The organism is Nonomuraea sp. KM90 (assembly GCF_052246675.1).
Lineage (GTDB): Bacteria > Actinomycetota > Actinomycetes > Streptosporangiales > Streptosporangiaceae > Nonomuraea.
Genome location: NZ_JBQQCB010000006.1, coordinates 200,655 through 226,371 on the forward strand (window position 1 = coordinate 200,655; position 25,717 = coordinate 226,371).

The following is a 25,717-nucleotide window of genomic DNA, read 5'->3' on the forward strand; positions in this document are numbered from 1 at the left end:
CCTGGCATGATCTACGAGTTGCGGCGCTACACGATGCGCCCGGGACGGCGGGACACCCTGATCTCGCTGTTCGAGCGGGAGTTCATCGAGGCGCAGGAGGCCACGGGCATGCGCGTCACCGGCTCCTTCCGGGAGGCCGGCGAGCCCGACACGTTCCCCTGGCTGCGGGCCTTTCCCGACATGTCCTCCCGGCGGGCGTCACTGGAGGCCTTCTACGGCGGGCCGGTGTGGCTCACTCACCGTGACGAGGCCAACGCCACGATGATCGACTCCGACGACGTGCTGCTGCTGCACCCCGTGGGGCCGGAGCCGCCCTCCTGGGAGCGGCCGCCGGTGGGCGCCGGGGAGCCGCCGCCGTCCCTGTACGTCGCCACGATCTACCACGTCGAGGACGGCTTCGCCGGCTTCTTCGCGCTGGAGGTCGCGCCCGCGCTGGCCGAGGCCGGGGTGCCGCCGGTCGCCTGCCTGGAGACCGAGCACGCGGAGAACACCTATCCGCGGTTGCCCGTACGGACCGGGGAGAACGTGTTCGTGTGGTTCGCCCGGTTCGACACGCCGGAGGAGGAGCGGGAGGTGGAGCTGCCGATGCTGAAGTCCCGCCTCACCGCCGCCCCGGTCCGGCTCCGCCTGCGCCCCACCGCCCGCTCCGCCATGCGCTGAGGGACCCGATCGCCGACGCCCTCCGGCCGCCACCCTCCGACCACTGCCATCTGGCCGCCGCACTCCGACCGCCGCACCCCGACCCGCAACCCTCTGACCGCCGCTCTCCGGCCGCGACCGTCCGGTCGTTGCCGTCACCCGGGGGGCGCGCCATAGACCGGCTCCGGGGGTGGGGCGGTGGCCAGGAGGGTGGTGACGGCCTCGCCGACGGCCGCCGGGTCCCAGCGGGCGCCGCGGTCCACGCGCGGGCCGTGGTGCCAGCCGGTGGCCACGGAGATCGCGCCGCCCTCCACCTCGAACACCCGCCCCGTCACGTGGGCCGACTCCTCGGACCCGAGCCAGACGACGAGGGGGGCCACGTTCGCGGGGTCCATGGGGTCGAAGCCGGACTCCGGCCTGGCCATGGCCGTGGCGAACACCTCCTCCGTCATGCGGGTGCGGGCGGCGGGGGCGATGGCGTTCACCGTGACGCCGTACCTGGCCAGTTCGGCGGCGGCCACCTGGGTCAGCGCGGCGATGCCCGCCTTGGCCGCCGCGTAGTTCCCCTGGCCGACGCTGCCCATCAGGCCCGCGCCGGACGAGGTGTTGATCACCCGTCCGCTGACCCGGTCGCCGGCCTTGGCCCGCTCCCGCCAGTACGCCGCCGCGTGCCGCAGCGGGAGGAAGTGGCCCTTGAGGTGGACGCGTACGACGTCGTCCCACTCCTGCTCGGTCATCGAGACCAGCATCCGGTCCCGTACGAAGCCGGCGTTGTTGACCACCACGTCCAGCCGGCCGAACGCGCTCACGGCGGTCTTGACCAGCCGCGCGGCCCCGTCCCAGTCGGCCACGTCGTCGCTGCTGGCCACCGCCTGCCCGCCGAGCCGGTCGATCTCCTCGGCCACGGCCAGCGCGGGCCCGGCCGAGAGGCCCTCGCCGCCGGGGCCGGTGCCGAGGTCGTTCACCACCACGCGGGCGCCCTGCCGAGCGAATTCCAGGGCGTGCTCCCTGCCGATGCCGCGACCGGCACCCGTCACGACCACCACGCGGCCGGCACAGATTCCCACACAGACCTCCCGGAAGGATCAAGCAGAGATATCAGGAAATGTCGCCGGAAACTAGGTGTCGCCAGGCGGGGATCTCGCCGCCGCCGTCCACCCGTACCTCCGCGCCGGTCACGTAGCCGGGCGCGGCCAGCCACAGGCACGCCTGCGCCACGTCGGCGGGCGTGGCCATCCGGCCGGCCGGAATGGCCCTGCCGTCCAGATCCGCCCGGCCGCCGTAGTGGTCGGCGGCGTCCCGCGTGGCGGCCGGGCTCGCGCCGGAGGTGTCCCCCGTGGTGGCCGGGCTCGCGCCGGAGGCGTCCTGGGTGGCGGCCAGGCCCACCACAACCGTGTTGACCCGTACCAGGGGCGCCCACTCGGCGGCCAGGCAGCGGGCCAGGTGGTGCAGGCCGGCCTTGGCGGCGCCGTAGGCGGCGGTGCCGGGCGAGGGGCGGGCGCCGCTCGCGCTGCCGATCATCACGATCGCCCCGCCGACGGCGGCGAGCAGCGGGTACGCGCGCTGCGAGACCAGCAGCGGCGCCGTCAGGTTGAGCTCGATGACGCGGGCGTGCAGCCGCGGCGAGGTGCCCTCCAGGGGCGCGGGCGGCGAACCGCCGGCGTTGTTGACCACCACGTCGAGCCGGTCGAACCCGGAGATCAGCCGGTCGACGTCCTCGGGAACCCGCACGTCGGCCTGCACGAACCGGTCCGGGACGGACTCGGGCCGGGTACGGGCGCAGACGGTGACCTCGGCGCCCGCCGCGCGGAAGGCGGCGGCGATCCCGGCGCCGATTCCCCTGGTGCCGCCGGTCACCAGGACGGCCTTGCCCGCGTAGTCGAAAGTCACGGTCACGGGTGCTACCGTACCAAGCAAGCGTTAGGTGGAGCGAGGAGGGTAATGGGGATCTCGCTGCTGGACGGGCCCGTCGCCGAGGTCGTCGTGGACGTGCCGCCGGTGAACGCGTTGGCCGTGCGGGACTGGGAGGAGCTGGCGCGGGCCGTGCGCGCGGCCGGGGACGACCCCGGGACCAGGGTGGTCGTGCTGCGGGCCGAGGGGCGCGGGTTCAACGCCGGCGTGGACATCAAGGAGATGCGCGACACCGAGGGTTTCACGGCACTGGTCGGGGCCAACCGGGCGTGTTACGCGGCGTTCGCGGCCGTGTACGAGTGCGCGGTGCCCGTCGTCGCGGCCGTGCACGGGCACTGCCTGGGCGGCGGGGTCGGCCTGGCCGGGAACGCGGACGTGGTGGTGGCCAGCGAGGAGGCGTACTTCGGGCTGCCCGAGGTGGACCGGGGCGCGCTGGGCGCGGCCACGCACCTGGCCCGGCTGGTGCCCCAGCATCTGCTGCGGGCCATGGTCTACACGTGCCGGAACGTCACGGCGGCGGAGCTGCACGCGTTCGGGTCGGTGCTGGAGGTGGTGCCGCGCGACAAGCTGCGGGACGCGGCGCTGGAGGTGGCCGGGCAGATCGCGGCCAAGGACCCGTACGTGATCCGGCGCGCCAAGGAGGCGCTCAACGGCATCGACCCGGTGGACGTCAACCGCAGCTACCGCTTCGAGCAGGGCTTCACTTTCGAGCTGAACCTCCTGGGCATCGGCGACCGGCACCGGGAGCGGTTCACGTGACGGCTCCGGCGAGCGTTCCGGCGAGCGTTCCGGCGAGCGTTCCGGCGGGCGGCCCTGCGGGCGTTCCGGCGAGCAAGGTGATGACGGCCGAGCAGGTGGCCGCCTCCGTGGAGAGCGGGATGACGATCGGCATCGGCGGGTGGGGCTCGCGCCGCAAGCCCATGGCCCTCGTCCGGGCCCTCCTCCGCTCCCCCGCCCGCGACCTCACCGTCGTCTCGTACGGCGGCCCGGACGTGGGCATGTTGTGCGCGGCCGGGAAGGTGCGCAGGGTCGTGGCCCCGTTCGTGACGCTGGACTCCATCCCCCTGGAGCCGCACTTCAGGAAGGCCCGGCAGGCCGGGGAGATCGAGTTCACGGAGTACGACGAGGGCATGTTCATGTTCGGGCTGCTGGCGGGCGCGCACCGGCTGCCGTTCCTGCCGACGCGGGCGGGGACGGGATCGGACGTCATGCGGGTCAACCCGGAGCTGCGGACGGTGCGGTCGCCGTACGGGGACGGGGAGGAGCTGGTGGCGGTGCCGGCGCTGACCACGGACGTGGCGCTCGTCCACCTGAACCGGGCCGACGCCCGGGGGAACGCGCAGTACCTGGGGCCCGACCCGTACTTCGACGACCTCTACGCGAAGGCGGCCGGGCGGTGCTACGTGTCGTGCGAGCGGATCGTGGACACGGCCGACCTGCTGAAGGAGGGGCCGGTGCAGTCGTTGCTGATCAGCCGGTCGATGGTGGCCGGGGTGGTGGAGGCGCCGGGCGGGGCCGGGTTCACCTCGTGCGAGCCGGACTACGGGCGCGACGAGGCGGCGCAGCGGCGGTACGTGGAGACCCCCTGGGAGGAGTTCCGTGAGCAGGGCTGACGTTTGCGTGGTGGCGTGCGCGGAGGCGTTCAGGGGCGACGGGGAGATCCTCGCGGCCGGGATCGGCGGGGCGATCACGGTGCTGGCGGCGCGGCTGGCGCGGCTGACGTTCGAGCCGGAGCTGCTCACGCACGACGGCACCTGCCTGCTCACCGGCGACGTGCCCGGCCTTGGGGAGGCGCCGGAGGTGGTGGAGGGCTGGCTGCCGTTCCGCGAGCACCTGTGGCTGGTGCTGAACGGCCGCCGGCACGTCATGCTCGGGGCCAGCCAGATCGACCGGTACGGCAACACGAACATCTCCTGCGTCGGCGACTGGGCGCGGCCCAAGGCGCAGCTGCTGGGGGTGCGCGGGGCGCCGGGGAACACGCGGTGCGACCCGACGAGCTACTGGATCCCCCGGCACTCGACCCGGGTGTTCGTGCCCGAGGTGGACATGGTCAGCGGGCTCGGCACGGACCGGGGGGCGTACGAGCTGCGGCGGGTGGTGACGGATCTGGCCGTGCTGGACTTCGGCTCGCCTGATGGGGGCATGCGGCTGGTGTCCGTGCATCCGGGGGTGAGCGTGGACGACGTGGTGGCGGCCACAGGGTTCGAGCTGAGCGACGTTTCCGGAAATGTCGCCCAGACACGGGAGCCGACCGCCGAGGAGCTCCGCGTCCTCGACCGGCTCGACCCCGGCCGCCTGCGCGACCGCGAGGTTGCGGCGTGAGGACCGCGCTGACCGCGCTGGTGGGCTGCCGGCATCCCATCGTGCAGACCGGCATGGGATACGTCGCGGGCGCCCGGCTGGCGGCGGCCACCTCGGCGGCCGGCGGCCTGGGCGTGATCGGCGCGGCCACCATGTCGGTGCCCGAGATGACGGCGGCGATCCGGCGGGTCAAGGAGCGCACGGACGCGCCCTTCGGGGTGAACATCCGCGCCGACGCCGACGACGCGGCCGAGCGGATCGAGGTGATGGTCAGGGAGGGCGTGCGGGTGGCGTCGTTCGCGATGGCGCCGCGCCGGGAGCTGATCGCCCGGCTCAAGGACGCGGGCGTGCTGACCGTCCCGTCGGTGGGTGCGCGCCGGCACGCGGAGAAGGTGGCGGGCTGGGGCGCGGACGCGGTGATCGTGCAGGGCGGAGAGGGCGGCGGGCACACCGGCCCCGTGGCCACCACGCTGCTGCTGCCGCAGGTGGTGGACGCGGTGGACATCCCGGTGATCGCGGCCGGGGGGTTCTTCGACGGGCGCGGGCTGGTGGCGGCGCTGGCGTACGGGGCCTGCGGGATCGCCATGGGCACCCGTTTCCTGCTGACCAGCGACTCGCCGGTGCCCGACGAGGTGAAGAAGTTCTACCTGGCGGCGAGCGAGACGGTGGTGACGCCCAACGTGGACGGGGTGCCGCACCGGGTGCTGAGCACGCCGTTCGTGGCCTCGCTCGAACGGTCGCGGCTGGTCAGGGCCGTGGTGAACGGGGCCAGGTTCAAGCGGCTGTCGGGGTTGTCGTGGCGGTCGATGGTCCGCGAGGGGCGGCGCATGCGGCGGGGACGCGAGCTGACCTGGGCGCAGGTGCTCCAGGCGGCGAACACGCCGGTGCTGCTGCGGGCGGCCATGGTGGAGGGGCGGGTGGACCTGGGGGTGATGGCCTCCGGACAGGTGGTGGGCGTGATCGACGACCTGCCGTCCTGCCGGGAGCTGATCGAGCGTGTGATCGCGGAGGCGGACTCGGCCCTGGCCCGCCTGCCCGGCCGATCACCGAGTTGACCTCAAGTCCGATTGAGGTAGCAGGCTGGTCGCGACACCGACAAGGGGAGACCAGCATGCGAGCAGTACAGGTGACGCGGTTCGGCGGGCCGGAGGTCCTGGTGGCCGCGGAGGTGCCGGATCCGGTCGCCGGGCCGGGGCAGGTCGTCGTGGGCGTCGAGGTGGCCGAGATCAACTTCGTGGAGACGCAGCTGCGGCGCGGGATCACCCCCGGGCCGCCGCTGCCGGAGCCGCCCTACGTGCCCGGCGGCGGCGTGGCCGGGCGGGTGGTCGCGGTGGGCGAGGACGTGGATCCGGACTGGAAGGGACGGCGGGTGACGGTCTCCACGGCCTCCGGTCGCGGCGGCAACGCGGAGCTGGCCGTGGCCGAGGCGGGCGGGCTCGTCGAGGTGCCGGACGGGCTGGGGTTGCCGGAGGCGGCGGCCCTGCTGCACGACGGCGGCACGGCGGTGGGGCTGGTCGACCGGGCCGGGATCCGCGCGGGCGACTGGGTGCTGGTCGAGGCGGCCGCCGGCGGGCTGGGCAGCCTGCTGGTGCAGCTCGCGCTGGGCGCCGGGGCGCGGGTGGTCGCCGCCGTGGGGAGCGGGCCGAAGGCGGAGCTGGCGCGGGAGCTGGGGGCCGAGGTGGTGGTCGACTACACCCGCGACGGCTGGACGGACCTCGTACGGCGCGGGACCGGCGGGCGGGGGCCCGACGTGGTCTTCGACGGGGTCGGCGGGCCGATCGGGCGGGCGGCGTTCGAGGTCACCGCGCGGGGCGGCACCTTCTCCGTCCACGGGGCCTCCAGCGGTTCGGCCACGACGATCGATCCGGCCGAGGCCGCGGGCCGGGGCGTGACGGTGATCGGGCTCGACCAGCTGTTCGGCCTGTCGGAGCCGGACGGGGCGCGGCTGCGTACGGAGCGGGCGCTGGCGGCCGCCACGGCGGGGCGCATCAGGCCGGTCATCGGGCGCACGTTCCCCCTGGAGCGGGCGGCCGACGCCCACGCGGCCATGGAGGCCCGGGCGGTGCCCGGCAAGACGCTGCTGACGCTCTGACGTAACAGCTAGAGAACGGTGATGCCGCGGGCGGCGAGGATGGCGTTGGCCTGCGTCTGGTTGATGATGGCGCCCGCGAACGCGCGCAGCTTGGCGTCGTCCGGCTCGCCCAGGTCCGCCCCGCGCAGGTCCGCCTTGTGGAACTTCGTCTGCAGCAGCCGCGTGCCGATGAGGCGGCAGTCGCTGAGCGTGGCCTCGGTGAAGTCGCAGCCCGACAGGTCCGCGTCGTCGAAGCGGACGCCCTCGATGACCTCCTTGCGCAGCGAGCAACCCCCCAGGTTGGCCAGGGTCAGGTTGGAGCGGGTCACCCTGAAGCCGGTGCCCCGGGAGCCGGTCAGGACGGCGCCGATCATGCGGCAGCCCGTGAACGAGGCGTCCGTCAGCAGTGCCCCGGCGAACTGGGCCGACGACAGGTCCACGTCGGTGAAGGTCGCGTCGATGAGGTCGGCGTCGTTGAACCTGGTCCGCATCCCGCCGCCGCCCGCGAACACCGCGCCGTCGAGGTCGGCCCTGCGGAAGTCGGTCTGGTCCAGCACGCAGGACTCGAAGCGGGCCCCCGCCAGCGAGGCGCCCCACAGGTCGGTCTCCGTCAGGTCGCACTCGCGGAAGACGTGCTCCTCGCCGGGCGGGAGCCGGTCGGCCAGCGCTTTGCGGGAGAGGTCCTCGCCGTCGAAGTTCACGGTCTCAGAGACTACCGGTCAGCAACTCCGCCGCCGCCTGGCCGCAGACCCTGGCCGAGCCGTACGTGGCGACGTGCAGGGCGCCCAGGTCCGAGCGGGCGGGCAGGCCCATCTCCACCACCACGGCGTCCGGCCGGGCGCTGAGCAGGTGCCGCAGGGCCTCGGACTGCCAGGCGTGGCGGTGGACGTCCCTGACCACCACGACCAGCGGGTGACTGGCGGCTCCGCCGATCAGGCGCTCCAGCTCGGAGCCCGTGGCCTGCCCGGCCGTCAGGCGGGTGACCACGGTTCCGGGGCGCAGGCGGCTCAGGGGCTCGCCGACGCCCCACGGGGTGTTCCTGTCGATGGCCAGGTTCATCTCGGGGGCCAGCTCCACCACGTGCGGCGCGGCCTCCAGCGGCAGCACGGGCGTGGCGGAGCGGCGGGTGACGCGGATCGCCCGGCGGGCCGCGGCCAGGCCGATGCCGCCGTCCGCGGGAGCCGGGCTGCCCGAGGAGGCGGCCCACGCGGCCAGCTCGCGGACCCTGCGAGCGGCGTCGGCCAGCCGTTCCTCGGGCAGCAGCCCCTCGGTCACCGCCGCCGCGATCGCGTCGCGGATCCCGGCCGCGGTGGCCTCGTCGGCCCGCTCGCCGCCGACGCAGATCGCGTCGGCGCCGGCGGCGATGGCGCGGGCGGAGGCGCCCCCGATCCCGTGGGCCTCCGACACCGCGGCCATCTCGATGCCGTCAGTGATGATCATTCCGTCGAACCCGAGCTCCTCCCGGAGCAGCCCGGTGAGCACCTTGGGGCTGAGCGTGGCGGGCCGCTCGGCGTCGTACGAGGGCACGAGGAGGTGCCCGGTCATGACCGCCTTGACCCCCTCCGCGATCGCCTCCCGGAAAGGGAGCAACGCGTCCTCGATCCCGCTCTCGGCGACGACCGGCACCCCGTGGTGGGAGTCCACCGAGGTGTCCCCGTGCCCGGGGAAGTGCTTGGCGCAGGCGGCCACCCCGGCCGACTGCAGCCCCCGGACGAACGCCCTGGTGTGCCGGGCGACCAGCTCCGGCTCGGCGCCGAAGGCCCGCAGGCCGATGACCGGGTTGTCCGGGTTGGAGTTCACGTCGGCCGAAGGCGCGAAGTCGATCGTGATGCCCGCCCTGGCCAGGTCCCCGCCGAGGTCGGCGGCCAGCGACTCGGTGAGGTCCACGTCGTCCACGACGCCGAGCGCGTACCCGCCGGGGCGGCTGCTGCCGGTGGCCACCTCCAGCCTGGTGACCTCGCCCGACTCCTCGTCGGTGCCGACGAGCACCGCGGGGTTCTCGGCGCGCAGCGCGGCGGTCAGCCGGGCCACCTGGGCCGGGCCGGCGATGTTGCGCGAGAACAGCACCACGCCCGCCAGCCCCTCGCCGAGCCGGCGTCGGATCCAGTCGGGGGGCGTCTGTCCCGGGAAACCGGGGAAAAGGACGGCGTCGGCGAGGCGAAGCAGGTCACCGCTCAGGGGCATGCCCCGAAATCTAATAGGAAAGTTTCCTATTTGCTAGAGGTATTTTCTGACGTCAGCCCGCTCCCCTTCGTGACGAACTCCGCCACCGTACGCACCGGAGCCCCCGGATTGTCCACGAAGTCCACCGCGCGGAACGCCACCCGCAGCTCCTCGCGACTCACCGTGCACGACAGGTAACCGCGGTGGTCGTCGAAGAACTTCAGATGCGGGTTGGCGGCCAGCACGGCGGGACCGTCGGTGGCCGGGGGCATGCTGGTGATCGACGTGCCCACGAACTCGGCCCCGACGACGGCCGAGCCCGGGTCCAGGAAGTCGGCCTTCAGCTCCCCGGCCCAGGCGTTGTGCACGTCACCGCTGAAGACGGCCAGGCCGGGCGCGTTCGCCGCCAGGATGCGCGAGCGCTGCGCCTGGTGACCGTCCCAGGAGTCGCCGCGCAGGTTCGGGGCCGGGCCGGGCACGAAGCGGCGGGCGAAGAACAGCGGCTGCACCAGCAGGCGCCACCTGACCGGGCTGGTGACCAGCCGCGAGAGCAGCCACTGCTCCTGCGCGGCGCCGAGCATGGTCGTGGCGTCGCGGTGCTGGCGCACGTCGAGCACCATGAAGTCGGCCACCGTCCCGTACGTCCGCCTGCGATACATCTGCAGGTTCCCGCCCTGCGGCCGCACCCGGATCGGCAGGTTCTCGTAGTACGCCTGGTAGGCCGCGTCCCGGCGCCTCAGGAACGCCGCCGACCCGTCCCCCCTGCCCCGGTAGTTGTCGAGCACCTCGTGGTCGTCCCAGGTCGGCACCCACGGCGCGGCGGCATGCGCGGCCTGCAGGTCGGGGTCGGTCTTGTAGCGGGCGTAGCGCTGGCGGTATTCGTGCAGCCGGCTCGTCTCACCGGGCAGCGGCCCGAGCGGTCGCACGACGCGGGCCGACTGGCGGGACTCGTAGATGTAGTCGCCGACGTGGAAGACGACGTCCGGCCGCTCGGCCGCCAGGTGCCGGTAGGCGGTGTAGAAGCCGTGCTCGTAGCGCTGGCAGCCGGCCACCGCGAACCGCACCGGCCGGGCCGACTCCGGGTCGTCGGCCGTCCTGGTGCGCCCCACGGGGCTCTGCCCGCCGCTCGTCCTGAACCGGTAGAAGTAGTCGGTGCCCGCCTTGAGCCCGGACACCCTGACGTGCACGCTGTGCGCCCAGGCCGGCAACGCCTGGGCGGTCCCCTGACGCAGGCCCTGCGTGAAGCGCTCGTCCTCGGCCAGCTGCCAGCTCACCTCGACCGCCCGCGGCGCCATGCCACCCGGCCGGGCGGGGTCGGCGCTCAGGGGGTTGACCGCCAGCCGGGTCCAGAGCACCACACCGTCGGGCAGCGGCTCGCCGGAGGCGACGCCGAGGGTGAACGGATTCGCCATACCCTCATGGTGCCGCCTGGGCGGGGGGAGCGAGGCGCTCGATGACGGTGACGTTCGCCTGTCCTCCGCCCTCGCACATGGTCAGCAGGCCGTACCTGCCTTCGGTGCGCTCCAGCTCGTGCAGGAGCTTGACCGCGAGGACGGCGCCGGTCGCGCCGAGCGGGTGGCCGAGGGCGATGGCGCCGCCGTTCGGGTTGACCTTGGCGGGGTCCGCGCCGGTCTCCTTGGTCCAGGCCAGCACCACCGAGGCGAACGCCTCGTTGATCTCGATCGCGTCGAAGTCCTCGATGGACATGCCGGTCATGCCGAGCGCGTGCACGGTGGCGGGAATCGGGGCGGAGAGCATCATGATCGGGTCGTCGCCGCGCGCCGACAGGTGGTGCACGCGGGCGCGCGGGGTGAGGCCGTGCTCGCGTACGGCGCGGGGCGAGGCGACGAGCAGGGCGGCGGCGCCGTCGGAGATCTGGGAGGCCAGGGCGGCGGTCAGCCGGCCCCCATCGGTGAGGGGCTTGAGTGCGGCCATCTTCTCGCGGGTGGTGTCCCGGCGGGGACCCTCGTCCGTGGTGGCGCCCTCGTAGGGGGCGATCTCGCGGCGGAAATGTCCGGCGTCGATGGCGTGCAGCGCCCTTCGGTGCGACTCGTACGCGTACCGCTCCATCTCCTCCCGCGAGAGGTCCCACCGGGCGGCGATCATCTCGGCGCCGGCGAACTGCGAGACCTCCTGCGTGCCGTACCGCTCGGCCCAGCCCTTGGAGCCCCCGAAGGGGGTCTCGTGCCCGAGCGGGCGGCCCGCGAGCATCGCGGAGGAGATGGGGATCATGCTCATGTTCTGCACTCCCCCGGCCACCACCAGGTCGTTCGTGCCGGACAGCACGGCCTGGGCGGCGAAGTGCAGCGCCTGCTGGGACGAGCCGCACTGGCGGTCGATCGTGACGCCCGGCACCTCCTCGGGCAGCCCGGCCGCCAGCCAGCAGGTGCGGGCGATGTCCCCGGCCTGCGGGCCGATCGTGTCCACGCAGCCGAACATCACGTCCTCGACGGCCGACGGGTCGGCATCGGCCCGGTACATCAGCTCCTTGAGCACGTGCGCGCCGAGGTCGGCGGGGTGGGCTCCGGCCAGGCCGCCGTTCCTGCGCCCCACGGGGGTGCGGACGGCGCCGACGATGTACGCCTCACTCATTACCGCATCGTAGCAAGCGCTTGGTCTAGCCGCTAATGCCGTATGAGCTGGCACAGTTAGGTGAACAAGCGATTGTCTGAGGGCTCATAATGGGGACGTGACCACGCGAAAGAACTCCGGCAGCACCACCACCCCGGCGAAGCGCCAGCGCGCCACCTCATCGGGGTCGGCGTCCGAGCGCCGTGACCACCTCGTCAAGCTCGCCGCGGAGCTCTTCGCGCGCAAGGGCTTCCAGGCCACGACAGTACGCGAGATCGCCGACGAGGCCGGCATCCTCTCAGGAAGTCTCTACCACCACTTCGACTCCAAGGAGACGATCGTCGACGAGGTGCTGTCCACCTTCCTCGACGACCTCATCGCCCGCTACCGCGCGGCCCTCGACACCAGCGCCGACGCCCGCACCGTGCTGTCGGAGATGGTCCGCATCGGCTTCGGCACGCTGGAGCCCCACCGCGCCGCCATCACGGTGATGCAGAACGACTGGAACTACCTGCGCCAGTTCGAGCGGTTCAACTACCTGGTCAAGGCCGAGGACGAGGTCGAGCAGATCTGGGTGTCGCAGATCAAGGCGGGGCAGGCCGCCGGGCTGTTCAGGACCGACGTCGATCCGAAACTGACCTACCGGATGATCCGCGACACGATCTGGGTCGCGGTGCGCTGGTTCCGGCCCGGCGGCAGACTCAACACGGCCGGGCTGGCCGAGCACTACATCACCGTGCTCTTCGACGGACTCGCCACGGGCGAGCGCACCACCCAAAAGGGATGAGCCTCGGCAAGGCGGTGCGCCTGGCTCTGCAGGAGGCGGCCGAGCCCGGCAAGGCCGAGGCGATGCGCGCCTACATGAAGTCCACGATGCCGTTCCTGGGTGTCCAGGCGGTGCCCAGGCGGGCGGCGCTGCGGAAGGTGTTCGCCGAGCACCGGCTCGACACCGCGCCCGAATGGCGGCGCGCGGTGCTGACGCTGTGGCGGGAGGCCGAATACCGCGAGGAGCGGTACGCGGCCATCGAGCTGTCCGGCTACCACTTCTACCGGGAGTTCCAGACCCTCTACACCGTGCCGATGTACGAGGAGATGATCGTCTCCGGGGCCTGGTGGGACCTGGTGGACGAGCTGGCCACGCACCGGGTCGGCGCGCTGCTGGCCACGTTTCCGGACTCGATGCGGCCGCTCATGCTGGAGTGGGCGCACGACGGGGACCTGTGGAAGCGGCGGACGGCAATTCTGTGCCAGAACCGGTTCAAGGGGCGTACGGATACGGCGTTGCTGTATGCGTGCATCGAGCCGAGCCTGTCGGACAACGACTTCTTCGCCCGTAAGGCTATTGGGTGGGCGTTACGTGAATACGCCAAGACGAATCCGGGCGAGGTGCTGCGCTATGTCAAGGCCAAGGGGATCTCGGGGCTGAGCCGGCGCGAGGCGCTGAAGAACGTCCCGGTCACCACCTGATCGCCCTGCGGGCTCTCGCGGCGGGCGGTCCGGGGGTGCGGGTGATCCTCAGCGGGTCCACAAAGCGTCCTGGACGGCCTGGACCAGGGCCATCAGCTCCGGGGTGACGTGCTCTCCCGACCAGGCCAGGGCGTAGGTGATGCGGAGCTCGCCCGCGTCCAGCGGCACGAACCGGACGTCGTCCCGGCGGATGCTGCGCACCAGGAGGTGCGGGATGGGCAGCAGGCCGGCACCGGCGGCCACCAGGTCGAGCGCCGCGGCGAAGTCGTCGTCGGCCACCAGGCGGGGACGGCCCGGCAGACCCGGCCACGGGCGGTTGGCCGGGGTGAGCAGCACCTGGCCGCCCAGCTCGTCCGCAGTCACCCGGGGCCTGGACTCCAGCCGGTGCCCGACCGGGACGGCCAGGTGGTCGACGGTGACGTGGAACCTGGCCGCCGTGACGAACTGGGCGGGCGCGGGCGTGGCCAGGATCGCCGCCGACACCTCGCCGTCCGCCAGCGCCCGCACCGCGGCCCCGCGCCCGGCCGCCCGCAGCTCCACGCCGACGGACGGGGTGCGGCCCGCCAGCCGCCTGACGATGCGCGCCGCCAGCGTGCCGACGATCGGTGGATAAGCGAGGTGAATGGTCGGCCTGGCCAGCCGGGCCGCTTCGGCGGTGAACGACCGGGCCGACTCGATCACCTGCTCCGCGTACGCCAGCAGCGCCTTGCCCTCCCCCGTGAGCCGCACCTCCCGGGCGGTCCGCTCGAACAGCCTGATCCCGGCAGCGCGTTCGAGGCGGGTGATGGCCTGGCTCATGGCGGGCTGGGACATCCCCAGGTCGGCGGCGGCGGCCGAGAAGCTGAGCCGTTCGGCGACCCTGGTGAAGCAGTGGATCTCCCGGAGCATAAGCAGCATCAATACATGGTGCACGACTTCCCGGGTAGTCGGCACGATTCGAGCGACCTGATCGATATCGAGGGAGCCGAAGAAGATGTCCTCATTCCCCAAGTCCACCGTGCTCGGATACCCGCGGATCGGGCCGCGGAGGGAGCTGAAGCGGGCGCTGGAGTCGTACTGGGGCGGGCGGTCGACCCGGGCGGAGCTCGACCAGGTGGGCGCCGAGCTGCGGGCCCGGACCTGGCGGCGGCTGGCCGAGCTCGGGCTGGAGGGGCTGCCGTCGAACACGTTCTCGCTGTATGACCAGGTGCTGGACACCGCGGTGCTGCTCGGGGCGGTGCCGTCGCGCTATCGGGACGCCGGCGACCCCTACTTCGCGATGGCCCGGGGCACCGAAGGGCTGGCGCCGTTGCGGATGACGAAGTGGTTCGACACGAACTACCACTACATCGTGCCCGAGATCGGGCCGGAGACCGTGTTCAAGCTGGACGCGAGCAAGCCGCTGGGCGAGGTGCGGGAGGCTCGGGCCCTGGGGTACGAGACGCGGCCGGTCGTGGTGGGGCCGGTGACGTTCCTGCTGCTGGGGTCGGCGCTGGAGCGGCTGGACGAGGTGCTGGGCTGCTACGAGGAGCTGCTGTCCGCGCTGGCCGCCGAAGGGGTGGCCTGGGTGCAGCTCGACGAGCCGGCGCTGGTGGGCGACCGGACGCCGGAGGAGCTGGCCGCCGTGCGGAGCGCGTACGAGCGGCTGGGGGCGCTGAGCGCGCGGCCCGCTCTCTTCGTGGCCTCGTACTTCGGCGACCTCGGGGAGTCGCTGCCGGCGCTGGCCGGGACGCCGGTGGAGGCCCTCGGCCTCGACCTGGTCCGGGGCGCCGTGCCCGGCACCGACCTGACCGGGAAGACGGTGGTCGCGGGGGTCGTGTCGGGGCGGGACGTGTGGCGGACCTCTCCTGAGCGTGCGCTGGCCGCCCTGGGTGCCGTACGGGCCGCGCACGTCGTCGTGAGCACCTCGTGCTCGCTGCAGCACGTGCCCTACACCGTCGCGGACGAGCCCGATCTCGATCCGGAGCTGAAGGGGCGGCTGGCGTTCGCGGAGGAGAAGGTGGCCGAGGTGGTGGCGCTGGCGGGCGCCGACTTCCGGGGCGCGGCGCCGGCCGGGCCGTCCGTCGCGTTGCCGGGGCCGGTGGTGCGGGAGGAGCGCGGCCCGTACGCGGTCCGGGCCGCCGCGCAGGCCGAGCACCTGCGGCTGCCCGCGCTGCCGATCACCACGATCGGCTCGTTCCCGCAGACCGGCGAGCTGCGCGCGGCCCGCGCCGCGGTGGCGGCCGGCACGCTGCCGCAGGCGGACTACGAGCGGCAGGTCGAGGCCGAGATCGAGCGGGCGATCCGGGTGCAGGAGCGCCTCGGGCTCGACGTCCTCGTGCACGGGGAGCCGGAGCGCAACGACATGGTGCAGTACTTCGCGGAGCACCTCGACGGGTTCGCGGTCACCAGGAACGGCTGGGTGCAGTCGTACGGGTCCCGCTGCACCCGCCCGCCGATCCTGCACGGCGACGTGAGCCGCCCCGAGCCGATCACGGTGCGGTGGGCGACGTACGCGCAGTCGCTCACGGACCGGCCGGTCAAGGGCATGCTCACCGGCCCCGTCACGATCGTGGCCTGGTCGTTCGTGCGGGACGACCTGCCGCTGCGCGACGTGGTGTTCCAGGTGGCCGACGCCGTCGGGGAGGAGGTACGGGACCTGGAGGCGGCCGGGGTGTCGATCATCCAGGTGGACGAGCCCGCGCTGCGCGAGCTGCTGCCGCTGCGACGGGCCGGGCAGGCCGACTACCTGGAGTGGGCGGTGGCGGCGTACCGGCGGGCCACGTCGGGGGCGAGCGACCGTACGCAGATCCACACCCACCTGTGCTATTCGGACGCCGACCAGATCCTGGCCGCCATCGACGGCCTGGACGCCGACGTCACGACGATCGAGTCGGCGCGGTCGGGGGCGCGGATCCTTTCCGCCGTGTCCACGTTCGGGCGGGGACTCGGGCCCGGCGTCTACGACATCCACTCGCCTCGCGTGCCCTCGGAGGGGGAGGTGGAAGGGCTGTTGCGCAGGACGGTGGAGGTGTTGCCGGTGGAGCGGGTCTGGGTGAATCCGGACTGCGGGCTGAAGACCCGGACGTATGAGGAGGTCGAGGCTTCGCTGGCGAACGTGGTGGCGGCCACGCGTCGGCTGCGGGCCGAGCTCGGAGCCTGATACGCCTCGGAGCGGCGGTCGGCCTGGTGGGCGTCGCCGGGCGGGCGGTCAGTCGGGGGGCGAGGACGAGGCCGCGTGGTGGTCGGCGACGCGGGTCAGGAGCCCGACGAGTTGCTCGCGTTCGGTGGCGGTCAGGGACGCGAGCAGTTCGTCCTGGGCGCCGGAGATGAGGCGGTCGAGCTCCTCCAGGTGCCGGGTTCCCTCCGGGGTGACGGTGATGATGTTGCGCCGCCGGTCGCCGGGATCGGGGCTGCGCTCGACCAGGCCTCGTTCCGCCAGCTGGTTCACGGTCGCCACGATGTCGCTGCGGTCGATGCCGGTACGACGCCCCAAGGAGGCCTGGCTGGCCGGCCCGAACTCCGCCAGCGCGGCCAGCAGCGCGTAGTGGTAGCGGCGTGCTCCGATGGCGGCGAGCGCCTGGTCGACGAGCCGGTTGCCCGACATGGCGACGTGACCGATCAGGCGGCTCGGCAGGCCACGCAGCCTGCTCGGAACGATCTCCTCGGCGTTCTCCACACCGACAAACCTACCAACGGTGTTGGCGCGCCCAACAATCTGGCCTATAGTTGGCCGCGCCAACATTGGCACTGCCAACAAATCGGGAAAGGCCCATGACCATGTCTGATGACCGCGGAGACATCACCCAGCTGATCTACCGGCTCTACGCCTGCATGGACGAGGGGCGCTTCGACGACCTGCGATCGGTGTTCGCCGACGAGATCACCGTCCGGACTCCCGGCGGACTCGCCGAGGGGCCGGACGCCGCGATCGCCCAGGCCGCACGCAACCACTCGACCGAGGAACGGATCCAGCACTTCGTCCACAACGCCCTCGTCGACGTGGACGCGGACGGTCGACATGCCGGCGTACGAGCGGACGTGATCGTGACCTTCAGCGCCGCCGCCGCGCCGGAGGGACGGCTGGCTCCGGAGCCTCGACGCACGCTCAGCGAGCGGTTTCGTTACGACGTGACCCGCTCGCCCGAGGGATGGCGCCTGTCGGGCGTCGACGCCACCCCCGTATGGGTCATCGAGAACCAGCCCCAGGACGCCGTCCCGGCCGGGCGCTGATCGGCGCCACGGTCGCGCCTCGTCAGGCGTAGCGCTCGGTGTACTCCTCGACCGTCAGGCCGAAGAGGAACTCGTCGTGATAGCGGCCGTTGGCGTAGTGACTCCTGCGCCGACGGCCCTCCTCCACGAAGCCCATGCGCCGGTGCAGGGCCAGGGAGGCGTCGTTGTAGCTGTAGACCCACGCCTCGGCCTTCTGGAAGCGGCGCTCGAAGAACATGTAGCGGAGCAGCAGGACGATCGCCTCGCCGGCGTAGCCCTTGCGGTGGTGCGGGGTGCCGACGGAGATCCCGTACGCGAAGGTGCCGTGGACGCGGTCGATCTGGTGGGTGTTGATCGAGCCGACCGCGGCGTTGTCTGCCTTGGTGGCGATGACCAGGGAGAACTTGTCGGGATCGAGCTCCTCCTCGGCCTGCTCGGCCGCCGCCTTCTTCGCCCGGGCGACCGAGTTGGGCGGGGTGAGCCGCCAGCCGCTGCGTACGGCGTCGGAGTCTTCGTCGAAGACCTGGAAGGCTTCCCAGTCCTCGGGTTCTTTGGCGCGCAGGCGGACGCGATCTCCTACCCAGGCCGATGTCGTCATGGGAGGGAGCCAAGCAGATCACGGTGTGGGGTCGCCAACGCTTTTCGGCACGCGACCGGCCCACCGTGTAGCCAGTCCGCGGGTGGGGGCGGGCTTTCCGGGGACCCGGCTACTCGAAGGTCCAGGGCAGGTGGGTGAGGGCCGCGTCGGCGTAGTGGCGGGGGCCCGTGCTCAGGCCGTACGCCAGGTCCTCGATCAGCGCGCACCTCGCGTAGAACAGCACCCTCGCCCGGTCCTCCTCCGTCACGTCGAACTCGTAGTGCGACAGTGTCAGCTCGAAGATCTCCGGGCCCAGGTCCCGGTAGATGAGGGCGAAGTCGTGGGCCGGGTCCGTGATGGCGGCGTCCGTCCAGTCGATGATGCCCGTGATCGAGTTCGTCCGGGTGTCCACCAGGACGTGTTCCGCGCCCAGGTCGTTGTGGCAGAAGCGCAGCGAGCGGGGTTCGTCCGGCGGGGTGTCGCGCAGGAAGCGCTCCACCAGCGGGCGCTGGTCCTCCGGGACGTGGCGTTCGATGTCCCGGTAGTCGAGCTCGGCGTCCTGCAGGAGGGTCGGCGCGGGGTAGACGTCCAGCGGCGCGAGCTCGCGCATCCGGCCGGGGGCGGCGCCGTGGATGGCGCTGAGGAAGCCGCCGAGCGGGCCGGCCAGGCTCCTGAGGTCCAGGTCGAGGCCCAGGTCCAGAGCCACGCCGGGGCCCAGGACGCCGGCCAGGTGCTGGTTGAGGGGCTCTCCGGGGAGCTTGCGGTACGCGATCGCACCGGACTCGTCGTCGGCGAAGACGACTTCGGGAACCGGCAGCGGGGACAACTCCCTGACGGCCGCCAGGCGGGCGACCTCCTGCCGGCTCGACTCGGGGTCCACTACTTTGTTCCGCCGGATCAGCAGCTCGCCGTTGACCTCGTACACGTCGTTGTCGAGGCCGTGGCCGAGGCGGCTGATGGAACGCACCCGGTAGTCGGGTAAGTGGCGGGCCAGCAACGCGCGGATGTCGCCAGTCACACTCCGCACCCTAAGCCCGGCATGTCCGGCGTGCGACCTATTTCAGTGCTCCCGAGGTCAGACCGGACTGGATCTGGCGCTGGAAGACGGTGTAGATGATCAGCATGGGCAGGATGGCCAGGGTGAGGGCGGCGAACAGGGCCGACCAGTCCTGGTCGTATCCGGCGGCGGTGGAGATGTCGGCGATGCCCATGGTGAGGACCCACTTGTCCCGTTCCTGGAGCAGGATCAGCGGCAGCTGATACTGGTTCCACTGGCCCAGGATGTTGAAGATCGTGATGCTGATGATGCCCGGCCTGGCCATCGGCAGCATGATCTGGAAGAAGACCCTCGTGTGGGACGCCCCGTCCACCATCGCGGCCTCCCCCACCGCCGTCGGCAGCGTGCGGAAGAAGGCCGACAGGAAGAAGACGGTGAAGGGCATCGAGTACGCGATGTAGACCAGGACCAGCCCCGCGTGCGTGTTCAGGCCGATGAACGGGCCGATCACCGGGAGGTTGCCCATGTTCTGGACAACGAAGAACAGCGGGGTCAGCGCCAGGTAGACGGGGAAGGCCAGGCCCGAGACGAACAGCAGGTAGATCGCACGGTTGCCGCGAAAGGGGTAGCGGGCCAGCACGTACGCCGCCATCGACCCGATGAGCATCGTCCCGAACGTACTGAAGGCCACAACGATGACGCTGTTGAGCATGTACTGCCCGATGTGCGCCTGCTCCCAGGCCCTGGCGAAGTTGTCCCACCGCAGCGAGGCCGGCAGCGACCACGCGTCGCTGAAGATCTCGTCCTCGCTCTTGACCGAGGCCAGGAACGTCCACAGGATCGGGACCATCACGAGCAGGGTCCAGATCAGCAGGGCCAGGTGGGTCAGCACGCCGAGGGGGCCGAGACGGCGTCTGCGCTCCTCGCGGGCGATCTTCCGCGAGTTCGCCGCCGTCCACGAGATCATCGTTGTCATCAGTACTCGATTCGTTCGCGCCGGGACAGACGCAGCGAGAGGATCGCGAAGCCGACGGTGAAGAAGAACATCACCACGCCCAGGGCCGAGGCGTAGCCGAAGCGGAAGTGCTCGAAGGCGCTGCGATAGATCTCGGCGGCCATGACCGTGGTCGACCGGTCGGGCCCGCCGTGCTGGAGGGTCATCACCCACACGATGGCGAACACGTCCAGGGCCAGGATGCCCAGGTAGACCCAGGCCACCTGCACGGTGTCCCAGAGGAGCGGCAGCGTGATGCGGAAGAACAGGCTGATCCGGCTCGCCCCGTCGATCTGCGCGGCCTCGAACATGTCCTTGGGGATCGAGGCCAGGCCGGCCGAGAACAGCACGACGTAGAAGCCGACCGCCTGCCAGACCATCACCGCCAGCACCGACCAGAACGCCACGTCCCGGTCGGAGAGAAAACCGATCGGCCCCATCCCGAGGGCCATCAGCGGGCCGTTCAGCATGCCGCTGCCGTCCGGCCGGAACACCTGCTGGAACAGCACCGCGACCACGGCCACGGCCAGCACCTGCGGGAAGAAGAAGATCACGCGGTAGAACTTCGACCCGCGGATCCCCGTCACGCCCTGCGGCCCGCCCACGTTGAGGAGGAAGGCGAAGAACAGGGCGATGACGATCGTGATCAGCGGCAGCAGCACGAGCAGGGCGCCGTTGTGCATGACGGCCTGCCAGAAGACGTTGTCGTTGAAGAGCCGCTGGAAGTTCTCCAGCCCGATGAACCGGGGCGTCGCCGTCACACCGCGCCAGTCGGTCAGCGCGATGTAGAACGCCTGGATGTACGGGGAGATCACGTAAACCAGGTAGAGAATCACCGGGGCTGCCAGGAACGAGGTGATGAACAGCCCACGGCGATACCTGTTGAAGATCATGTGCGCTTGTACTTCTTGATCGAGGAGTCGTTCTTGATCTCGTCGGCCTTCTTCTGGATGCGCTCGAGGTACTTGTCCGGGGTCAGGCCGCCGGACATGAGCTCACCGGTGGCGGCGATGGCCTCGTCCTTGAGCGGGCCGTACCAGTTGAACCAGCGGTAGTAGACGGTGTTCGTCCCCGCGTCGGCGACCGCCTTCGAGGCGCTGGTGACGCCCGGGGAGATGTCGCGGCCCTCGGTGGCGCCCTTGACCACGGTCATGGTGCGGACGAGCGCGCTGAAGTCGCCGGCCGCCTTCTTCGACAGCATGGCCCGCAGGTATTCCATGCCGGCCTGTGGGTGGGCGCTCCGGGCCGAGACGATGAAGTTCTCGCCGGGCTGGGTGTGCAGGGTGCCGTACGGCATCTTGTCGGAGCCGGTGACGTCGGGGATCGGGAACATGCCGTACTCGAAGTCGGCCGGGGTGGTGGTCTTCTGCTCGTTCTCCAGCCAGGAGCCGGAGGGCAGCATGGCCACCTTGTACTTGTTCTGGGCGGTCTGGGTCTGCACGTGGTCGAGGCCGGTGGTGCCCTCCATGAGGTATTTGGCGCCCACCTCGGCCCAGGCCGTGGCCGCGGTCTTCATGGCCTCGCTGGTCCAGGCGCCGTCCTCGAGGTTGTCGATGTTGACCAGCACCTCGTTGCCGCCGACCTTCGCGGCCATGGTGAGCAGCGGCTCGTAGAGGTACTGCGGGAACTTGCCGGCGTAGGTGAAGGGCGCCATCTTGCCGGACTTCTTGATGGTCTCGCACAGCGCCAGGAACTCGTCCCAGGTCTTCGGGATCTGCCAGCCGTTGTCCCGGAACACCTTCTGCGAGTACCAGATGCCGTGGATGTAGTTGACATACCCGAGGACGCTGAACTTGCCCTCGTACATGCCGATGTCGATGACGGACTGGTCGATGGTGTCCCTGACCTTGGTGTTCGGGTCGTCCCACGAGGGGGCGTCGAGCAGCGGGGTCAGGTCCTGCAGCTGGCCGTCCTGGGAGAGGGCGCCGAAGTCCATGAAGTTGGCGCCGGAGTTGTCGATGACCTCGGGCGGGTTGCCACCGGCGAAGCGCGGCTGGAGGACCTTGGTGATCTCCTTGGTGGCGTTGTGCTTGATCTCGACGCCGGCGTACTTGCTCTTGAAGAGCGGCTGGTGGATGTTCTTGGCGTAGTCCTGGCCGAAGCCGCCGTCGAAGATCCAGACCTCCAGCGGCTTGCTGCCCACGCCGAAGGGGTTGGCCGCGCTGGTCGCGGCCGGGGCCGCCGAGCTCGATGCGGCCGGCGGTGCGGCGGGGGTGGCGCACGCGGCCAGCGCCCCTGCCACGGGCACGAGCGCGGCACCGCGGAGGAGCTCGCGCCTACTGAGGTGGGGGGTGTTAGGCATTATGACTACTCCTGACTATTCATGATCCGCGCCTGATGCGCCCTGCGTAGCGGCTCTCCAGCGCCTTGTTGTGCTCGTCGCCGCCGGTCACGTTCGCCGACAGGTAGATGGGAGGCGTCTCGCCGAGCGCGACGAGCTCGTCCACCGCCTCGGTGACCACCATCTGCGCGAGCAACGCGGAGGTGATCGTGGAAACCGCACCGTAGCTGCCGCCGCCCGGCAGGTCGAGGATGGCGTCGCCGTACGGCGCGCCGTTGTCCAGCACCACGTCGGCCAGGTCGAGCAGCTTGCGGCCGGACGGGTGGCGCGAGGTCATGCGGGTGCTGTGCTCGACCGAGGTGATCGCGATCAGCCGGTGGCCGCGGTCCTTGACGATCCCGGCCAGCTCGACGACCGTGCCGTTCACGCCGGAGCTGGAGACCAGCACGAACACGTCCTCCGGCGCGACCGGGGCCAGGTCGTAGATCTGGTGCGCGACCGTCGGATCCCGCTCCAGCTCGGGGGTGAGCACGCTCGCGGGCTGCCCGCCGTACAGCACGAGGTCCCTGGGGGTGAGGCGGTTGCTCGGTACGAGACCGCCGGCCCGTCCGGCGATCTCCATGGCGATGGCCTCGGAGTGCCCGGAGCCGAAGGCGTTGACCACGCCTCCCGCCCGGATCGAGGCCACGACGAGCGCGGCCGCCCGGCGTACCGGCTCGGCCTGGCGCTCCGCGACCTGATGTGCCAGATCGAGGACCTTGGATGCGTACGTCATTCAGCCTCTCTCCACCCGGTGGCTCTCCACGGCGCTGATCGTGCGCTCGAATGCCTCGTTCGTCCGCTCGTAGGTGCGTTGCGCGACCGCCACGTACACCGCGTCCAGCACGAAGACCTGCGAGTGGACGGCGGCCAGCCCGCCGAGCCGGAACGTGGTCTCCCTGCTGGCGGTGGTCAGCACCAGGTCGGCCAGCTCCGCCAGCGGCGAACGGGCGAAGGAGGTGACGGCCACCGTCAGCGCGCCGTGGCTGCCCGCCTCGGCGAGCGCCTCCATGACCTCCCGCGTACGGCCCCGGTGGCTGATGCCGATGGCCACGTCGCCCGCCTTCAGCAGCGCCGCCTCCGACAGGGCCACGTGGGCGTCGCCCGCGCTCCAGCCCGGGATGCCGATGCGGCGCAGCCGCCCTTCGAGCATCGTGGCGACGTCTCCGCTGGTGGAGACGCCGACGAGGAGCACCCGCGGCGCGGCCACGATGGCGTCGGCCACCCGGGCGACGACGTCGAGGTCGAGCTGGGCGGCGGTGTCCTGGATCAGCCTGGTGTCGGCGGCGGCCATCACCTCGATGGCCGCGTCGAGCGGGTCGTCGGGCCCGATCTCGTGCCCGACGCCCGCGCCCCAGCCCGCCTGGGCCGCCCGGCCGGTCTCGGTCGCCAGGGCGACGCGCAACTCGGCGTAGCCCGAGAAGCCGAAGGCCCGGCAGAACCTGGTCACGGTCGCGGGCGAGCTGCCCGCGCGTTCGGCCAGGGCGATGATGGTCGACCGCGCGGCCTCGGCCGGGTCGCCGAGAATCACCTCGCCGACCCTGCGCAATGCCTCCGGCAAACCGGGTAGTTCCGTTTCGACGCGCCCGAGGGCTCCTGAAGTCACGAATATTCCTTCCGAATACCCGGTCTTCTGGCGAAAATTATTCTTGCTTCCCGGCTGCGTCAACCCCCAGACTCGGACCGTGATGCAATCGCTAGTGGTTGGTGTCGATGCCGGTGCCACATCGACGCGGATCGCCGTCCACACGCTCGACGGCACGCGGGTGGGCTACGCCCGCAGCGTGGCGGGCAATCCGAGCGCCCACGGGGTGGCCAAGGCGGTGGCGGCCTTCGACGCGGCGCTGGCGCAGGCGCTCCCGCCGGGCTCGGGGAGCCGGGTGGTCGCATCGCTGGCCGGGGTGGCGGGGCACGTCGAGGAGATGGCGCCCGAGGTCACGAAGGTCTGGGCCGCTCACGGGATCGCCAACGCTCCTCGGTACGTGGGCGACGTGCCGATCGGCTTCGCCGCCGGCTCCCCCGACCCTGACGGGTCCTTGCTGCTCTCGGGCACGGGCGCGGTGGCGGCCCGGCTGGTGGGCTACGAGCAGGAGGTGCTCGCTGACGGGCTGGGCTGGCTGCTCGGCGACGCCGGGTCCGGCTTCTGGATCGGGCGCGAGGCGGCCAAGGCGGTGGTCCACGCCCTGGACCGCGGGATGCCCGTGGCGGCCGTGACCCCGGGCGCGCCGGTCGAGGCCGCCGGCCCGGAGAGGGGCGCCCGCGCGGACGGCGCCGCGGGAGGAGTGCTGGCGAGGCTCGTCGGGGCGCACTTCCTCGGAACGGAGCGGCCCGCCACGCCGCGGGCCGCCGCCGACCGCATCGTCCGGCTGGCGCAGGCCGACCACATGCGGCTGGCCGCCCTGTCCTCGCTGGTCAGCGAGGCGGCCGTGGCGGGCGACCCGCTGGCGGTCAAGATCGTGCACGAGGCCGCCGACCATCTGGTGGCGACCCTGCGCCGGGTGCACGTGTCAGGTCCCGTGGTGCTCGCCGGGAGCGTACTGACCAGTGACGGCCCTGTGCGGCGGGCCGTCACCGAGCTTCTGGGCAGCGAGCGGATCACGACGGCCGGCGACGCGGCGGGCGCGGCGGCCTGGCTGGCCGCCCGCGACCTGCTGTCGGAGGCCGACGCCCGCGCCCGCCACGCCGCCTTCACCGCCGGCCGCTAGTGAGCCGGTTATGCGATGAGGGAGGCCTGCTGGAGTGATGGCGGGTAGCAGACTCGAACCGCTGGTGTCATCGCAGCAGGGGCGGCGGACGCTGAAGGGCTGGGCTCGGCGGCGTTCGACCACCCAGGGGCCGGCCTTGCGGGCCGGGGTCGTGCCGGCCTGCGCCGAGGGAGGCAACTGCGTGGCACGACCAGCACGGTGCGCTATCGGCGGGCGATCGGGTCCCCAGGTGCTGAGAGATGCGCAGTAGGTAGCCGTCCGGATCCTGCACCGCGAACTGGCGCACGCCCACGGCGTCGACGGTCCCGGCTCAACGGCTGCTCCAGCGTCAGGTCCGCCCCACCACGTTCCAGGTAGGCAAGTCGAGACACCTCGTCACAGCAAGTGCGCCCGCCTGGGGCGTTCACCCGTCTGACCGGCCAGCCCGCCACCCGATCGCTGATCGCCTGCCACCGCTGGCCGGGCTCAGGGTTTGCTCGTCCACCGGGTCACGCAACGTCGCCCGACAGCAGCTTGCTCCAGACCTCCATCGCCTTGGCGACCCGGCCGCGCGCGGTCTCGTGGACCTCAACCGTTCCGTTCCGCAACCGGGTCCTGCGGATGAAGTATTGGCCGCCGGACGAGCACAGCTCGTAATAGGGGTTCTGGCAGTCGCAGGTGTAGTCCCGGATGCGTGCGGTCTGGCCTTCCCGTAGGCGCTCCCATTGCAGTCGGGTGAAACCCGGGCGGGGCTTTGGGACGTGGGCCGAGTGGTACCGGTCGTCGTCTGGAACCGGTGGGGGTTCGATCATGCGGCCAACCGTAGATCTGGTCGTCTCGCCTTGTCTACAT

At 71.9% G+C, this 25,717-nt stretch carries 27 protein-coding genes; 11 read left to right on the forward strand and 16 right to left on the reverse strand.

The window, feature by feature from the left end; all coding sequences use genetic code 11:
• Positions 1 to 6: 6 nt before the first annotated feature.
• Complete coding sequence (locus tag ACTWPW_RS10085) at positions 7 to 660, forward strand: NIPSNAP family protein (RefSeq protein WP_443168517.1); 654 nt, start codon at positions 7 to 9, stop codon at positions 658 to 660.
• Positions 661 to 794: 134 nt separating this feature from the next.
• On the opposite strand, the gene ACTWPW_RS10090 is transcribed toward ACTWPW_RS10085, so the two are convergent.
• Positions 795 to 1,706, reverse strand: a complete 912-nt coding sequence (locus tag ACTWPW_RS10090) for an SDR family oxidoreductase (protein ID WP_443168518.1) — start codon at positions 1,704 to 1,706, stop codon at positions 795 to 797.
• A gap of 31 nt (positions 1,707 to 1,737) precedes the next feature.
• Complete coding sequence (locus tag ACTWPW_RS10095; protein WP_443168519.1) at positions 1,738 to 2,535, reverse strand: SDR family oxidoreductase; 798 nt, start codon at positions 2,533 to 2,535, stop codon at positions 1,738 to 1,740.
• Positions 2,536 to 2,580: 45 nt separating this feature from the next.
• Here ACTWPW_RS10095 and ACTWPW_RS10100 point away from each other — a divergent pair, with 45 nt between their 5' ends.
• From ACTWPW_RS10100 to ACTWPW_RS10120, 5 genes are all read left to right on the forward strand, one after another.
• A complete protein-coding gene (locus tag ACTWPW_RS10100; RefSeq protein ID WP_375115778.1) occupies positions 2,581 to 3,309 on the forward strand; it encodes an enoyl-CoA hydratase family protein in 729 nt (242 codons plus the stop codon).
• Between the two features lie 80 nt (positions 3,310 to 3,389).
• On the forward strand, positions 3,390 to 4,163 hold the full coding sequence (locus ACTWPW_RS10105) for a CoA transferase subunit A (protein WP_375115777.1): 774 nt from the start codon (positions 3,390 to 3,392) through the stop codon (positions 4,161 to 4,163).
• Positions 4,150 to 4,872 (forward strand): CoA-transferase subunit beta, encoded by a 723-nt coding sequence (locus tag ACTWPW_RS10110; protein ID WP_375115776.1) that lies wholly within the window; start codon positions 4,150 to 4,152, stop codon positions 4,870 to 4,872. Before ACTWPW_RS10105 ends, ACTWPW_RS10110 begins: the two co-directional genes overlap by 14 nt.
• Entirely contained in the window at positions 4,869 to 5,906 is a 1,038-nt protein-coding gene (locus ACTWPW_RS10115; RefSeq protein WP_443168520.1) for an NAD(P)H-dependent flavin oxidoreductase, read from the forward strand. Before ACTWPW_RS10110 ends, ACTWPW_RS10115 begins: the two co-directional genes overlap by 4 nt.
• Before the next feature lie 56 nt (positions 5,907 to 5,962).
• The gene (locus ACTWPW_RS10120; protein ID WP_375115774.1) at positions 5,963 to 6,943 is read left to right on the forward strand and encodes a zinc-binding dehydrogenase; all 981 of its coding nucleotides are present in this window, start codon (positions 5,963 to 5,965) and stop codon (positions 6,941 to 6,943) included.
• An 8-nt stretch (positions 6,944 to 6,951) separates the two neighbouring features.
• Here the strand turns inward: ACTWPW_RS10120 and ACTWPW_RS10125 are convergent, their stop codons facing one another.
• From ACTWPW_RS10125 to ACTWPW_RS10140, 4 genes are read right to left on the reverse strand one after another with little or no spacing between them, the layout of a single operon-like run.
• Positions 6,952 to 7,623, reverse strand: a complete 672-nt coding sequence (locus tag ACTWPW_RS10125) for a pentapeptide repeat-containing protein (RefSeq protein WP_443168521.1) — start codon at positions 7,621 to 7,623, stop codon at positions 6,952 to 6,954.
• A gap of 4 nt (positions 7,624 to 7,627) precedes the next feature.
• Positions 7,628 to 9,106 (reverse strand): glycoside hydrolase family 3 protein, encoded by a 1,479-nt coding sequence (locus tag ACTWPW_RS10130; protein ID WP_443168522.1) that lies wholly within the window; start codon positions 9,104 to 9,106, stop codon positions 7,628 to 7,630.
• A gap of 26 nt (positions 9,107 to 9,132) precedes the next feature.
• Complete coding sequence (locus ACTWPW_RS10135) at positions 9,133 to 10,497, reverse strand: alkaline phosphatase D family protein (RefSeq protein ID WP_443168523.1); 1,365 nt, start codon at positions 10,495 to 10,497, stop codon at positions 9,133 to 9,135.
• A 4-nt stretch (positions 10,498 to 10,501) separates the two neighbouring features.
• Positions 10,502 to 11,677: an acetyl-CoA C-acetyltransferase gene (locus ACTWPW_RS10140; protein ID WP_375115770.1), complete on the reverse strand. Its 1,176-nt coding sequence runs from the start codon at positions 11,675 to 11,677 to the stop codon at positions 10,502 to 10,504.
• Between the two features lie 97 nt (positions 11,678 to 11,774).
• Between ACTWPW_RS10140 and ACTWPW_RS10145 the strand changes: the two genes are divergently transcribed.
• On the forward strand, positions 11,775 to 12,443 hold the full coding sequence (locus tag ACTWPW_RS10145; RefSeq protein ID WP_443168524.1) for a TetR/AcrR family transcriptional regulator: 669 nt from the start codon (positions 11,775 to 11,777) through the stop codon (positions 12,441 to 12,443).
• Complete coding sequence (locus ACTWPW_RS10150; RefSeq protein WP_364130284.1) at positions 12,440 to 13,123, forward strand: DNA alkylation repair protein; 684 nt, start codon at positions 12,440 to 12,442, stop codon at positions 13,121 to 13,123. Before ACTWPW_RS10145 ends, ACTWPW_RS10150 begins: the two co-directional genes overlap by 4 nt.
• 48 nt (positions 13,124 to 13,171) lie before the next feature.
• Here the strand turns inward: ACTWPW_RS10150 and ACTWPW_RS10155 are convergent, their stop codons facing one another.
• Positions 13,172 to 14,020 (reverse strand): LysR family transcriptional regulator, encoded by an 849-nt coding sequence (locus ACTWPW_RS10155; RefSeq protein ID WP_443168525.1) that lies wholly within the window; start codon positions 14,018 to 14,020, stop codon positions 13,172 to 13,174.
• Positions 14,021 to 14,096: 76 nt separating this feature from the next.
• Between ACTWPW_RS10155 and metE the strand changes: the two genes are divergently transcribed.
• The gene (metE, locus tag ACTWPW_RS10160) at positions 14,097 to 16,244 is read left to right on the forward strand and encodes a 5-methyltetrahydropteroyltriglutamate--homocysteine S-methyltransferase (protein ID WP_443168526.1); all 2,148 of its coding nucleotides are present in this window, start codon (positions 14,097 to 14,099) and stop codon (positions 16,242 to 16,244) included.
• A gap of 48 nt (positions 16,245 to 16,292) precedes the next feature.
• Here metE and ACTWPW_RS10165 read toward each other — a convergent pair whose 3' ends face one another.
• Positions 16,293 to 16,760 (reverse strand): MarR family winged helix-turn-helix transcriptional regulator, encoded by a 468-nt coding sequence (locus tag ACTWPW_RS10165; RefSeq protein WP_443168527.1) that lies wholly within the window; start codon positions 16,758 to 16,760, stop codon positions 16,293 to 16,295.
• Between the two features lie 95 nt (positions 16,761 to 16,855).
• Between ACTWPW_RS10165 and ACTWPW_RS10170 the strand changes: the two genes are divergently transcribed.
• Positions 16,856 to 17,314, forward strand: coding sequence for a nuclear transport factor 2 family protein (locus ACTWPW_RS10170; protein WP_443168528.1), 459 nt, complete (start codon positions 16,856 to 16,858; stop codon positions 17,312 to 17,314).
• A gap of 22 nt (positions 17,315 to 17,336) precedes the next feature.
• Here the strand turns inward: ACTWPW_RS10170 and ACTWPW_RS10175 are convergent, their stop codons facing one another.
• The 7 genes from ACTWPW_RS10175 to ACTWPW_RS10205 all read right to left on the reverse strand — a co-directional run bounded on the left by ACTWPW_RS10175 (position 17,337) and on the right by ACTWPW_RS10205 (position 23,787).
• Entirely contained in the window at positions 17,337 to 17,891 is a 555-nt protein-coding gene (locus ACTWPW_RS10175; protein ID WP_375115765.1) for a GNAT family N-acetyltransferase, read from the reverse strand.
• 109 nt (positions 17,892 to 18,000) lie between these two features.
• Positions 18,001 to 18,888: a phosphotransferase family protein gene (locus ACTWPW_RS10180; RefSeq protein WP_443168529.1), complete on the reverse strand. Its 888-nt coding sequence runs from the start codon at positions 18,886 to 18,888 to the stop codon at positions 18,001 to 18,003.
• Positions 18,889 to 18,925: 37 nt separating this feature from the next.
• The gene (locus ACTWPW_RS10185; protein WP_364130266.1) at positions 18,926 to 19,843 is read right to left on the reverse strand and encodes a carbohydrate ABC transporter permease; all 918 of its coding nucleotides are present in this window, start codon (positions 19,841 to 19,843) and stop codon (positions 18,926 to 18,928) included.
• Positions 19,843 to 20,754 carry a carbohydrate ABC transporter permease gene (locus ACTWPW_RS10190; protein WP_375115763.1) on the reverse strand — a complete coding sequence of 304 codons (912 nt, stop codon included), beginning with the start codon at positions 20,752 to 20,754 and terminating at the stop codon, positions 19,843 to 19,845. The genes ACTWPW_RS10185 and ACTWPW_RS10190 overlap by 1 nt, the downstream gene beginning before the upstream one ends.
• Complete coding sequence (gene ngcE / locus ACTWPW_RS10195; protein ID WP_375115762.1) at positions 20,751 to 22,163, reverse strand: N-acetylglucosamine/diacetylchitobiose ABC transporter substrate-binding protein; 1,413 nt, start codon at positions 22,161 to 22,163, stop codon at positions 20,751 to 20,753. The genes ACTWPW_RS10190 and ngcE overlap by 4 nt, the downstream gene beginning before the upstream one ends.
• 19 nt (positions 22,164 to 22,182) lie before the next feature.
• On the reverse strand, positions 22,183 to 22,917 hold the full coding sequence (locus ACTWPW_RS10200; protein ID WP_443168530.1) for a sugar isomerase domain-containing protein: 735 nt from the start codon (positions 22,915 to 22,917) through the stop codon (positions 22,183 to 22,185).
• Complete coding sequence (locus ACTWPW_RS10205; protein WP_375115760.1) at positions 22,918 to 23,787, reverse strand: MurR/RpiR family transcriptional regulator; 870 nt, start codon at positions 23,785 to 23,787, stop codon at positions 22,918 to 22,920.
• An 82-nt stretch (positions 23,788 to 23,869) separates the two neighbouring features.
• Here ACTWPW_RS10205 and ACTWPW_RS10210 point away from each other — a divergent pair, with 82 nt between their 5' ends.
• The gene (locus tag ACTWPW_RS10210) at positions 23,870 to 24,886 is read left to right on the forward strand and encodes an N-acetylglucosamine kinase (RefSeq protein ID WP_375115943.1); all 1,017 of its coding nucleotides are present in this window, start codon (positions 23,870 to 23,872) and stop codon (positions 24,884 to 24,886) included.
• Between the two features lie 488 nt (positions 24,887 to 25,374).
• Here the strand turns inward: ACTWPW_RS10210 and ACTWPW_RS10215 are convergent, their stop codons facing one another.
• Positions 25,375 to 25,677, reverse strand: coding sequence for a hypothetical protein (locus tag ACTWPW_RS10215; RefSeq protein ID WP_375115759.1), 303 nt, complete (start codon positions 25,675 to 25,677; stop codon positions 25,375 to 25,377).
• Positions 25,678 to 25,717 lie beyond the last annotated feature (40 nt).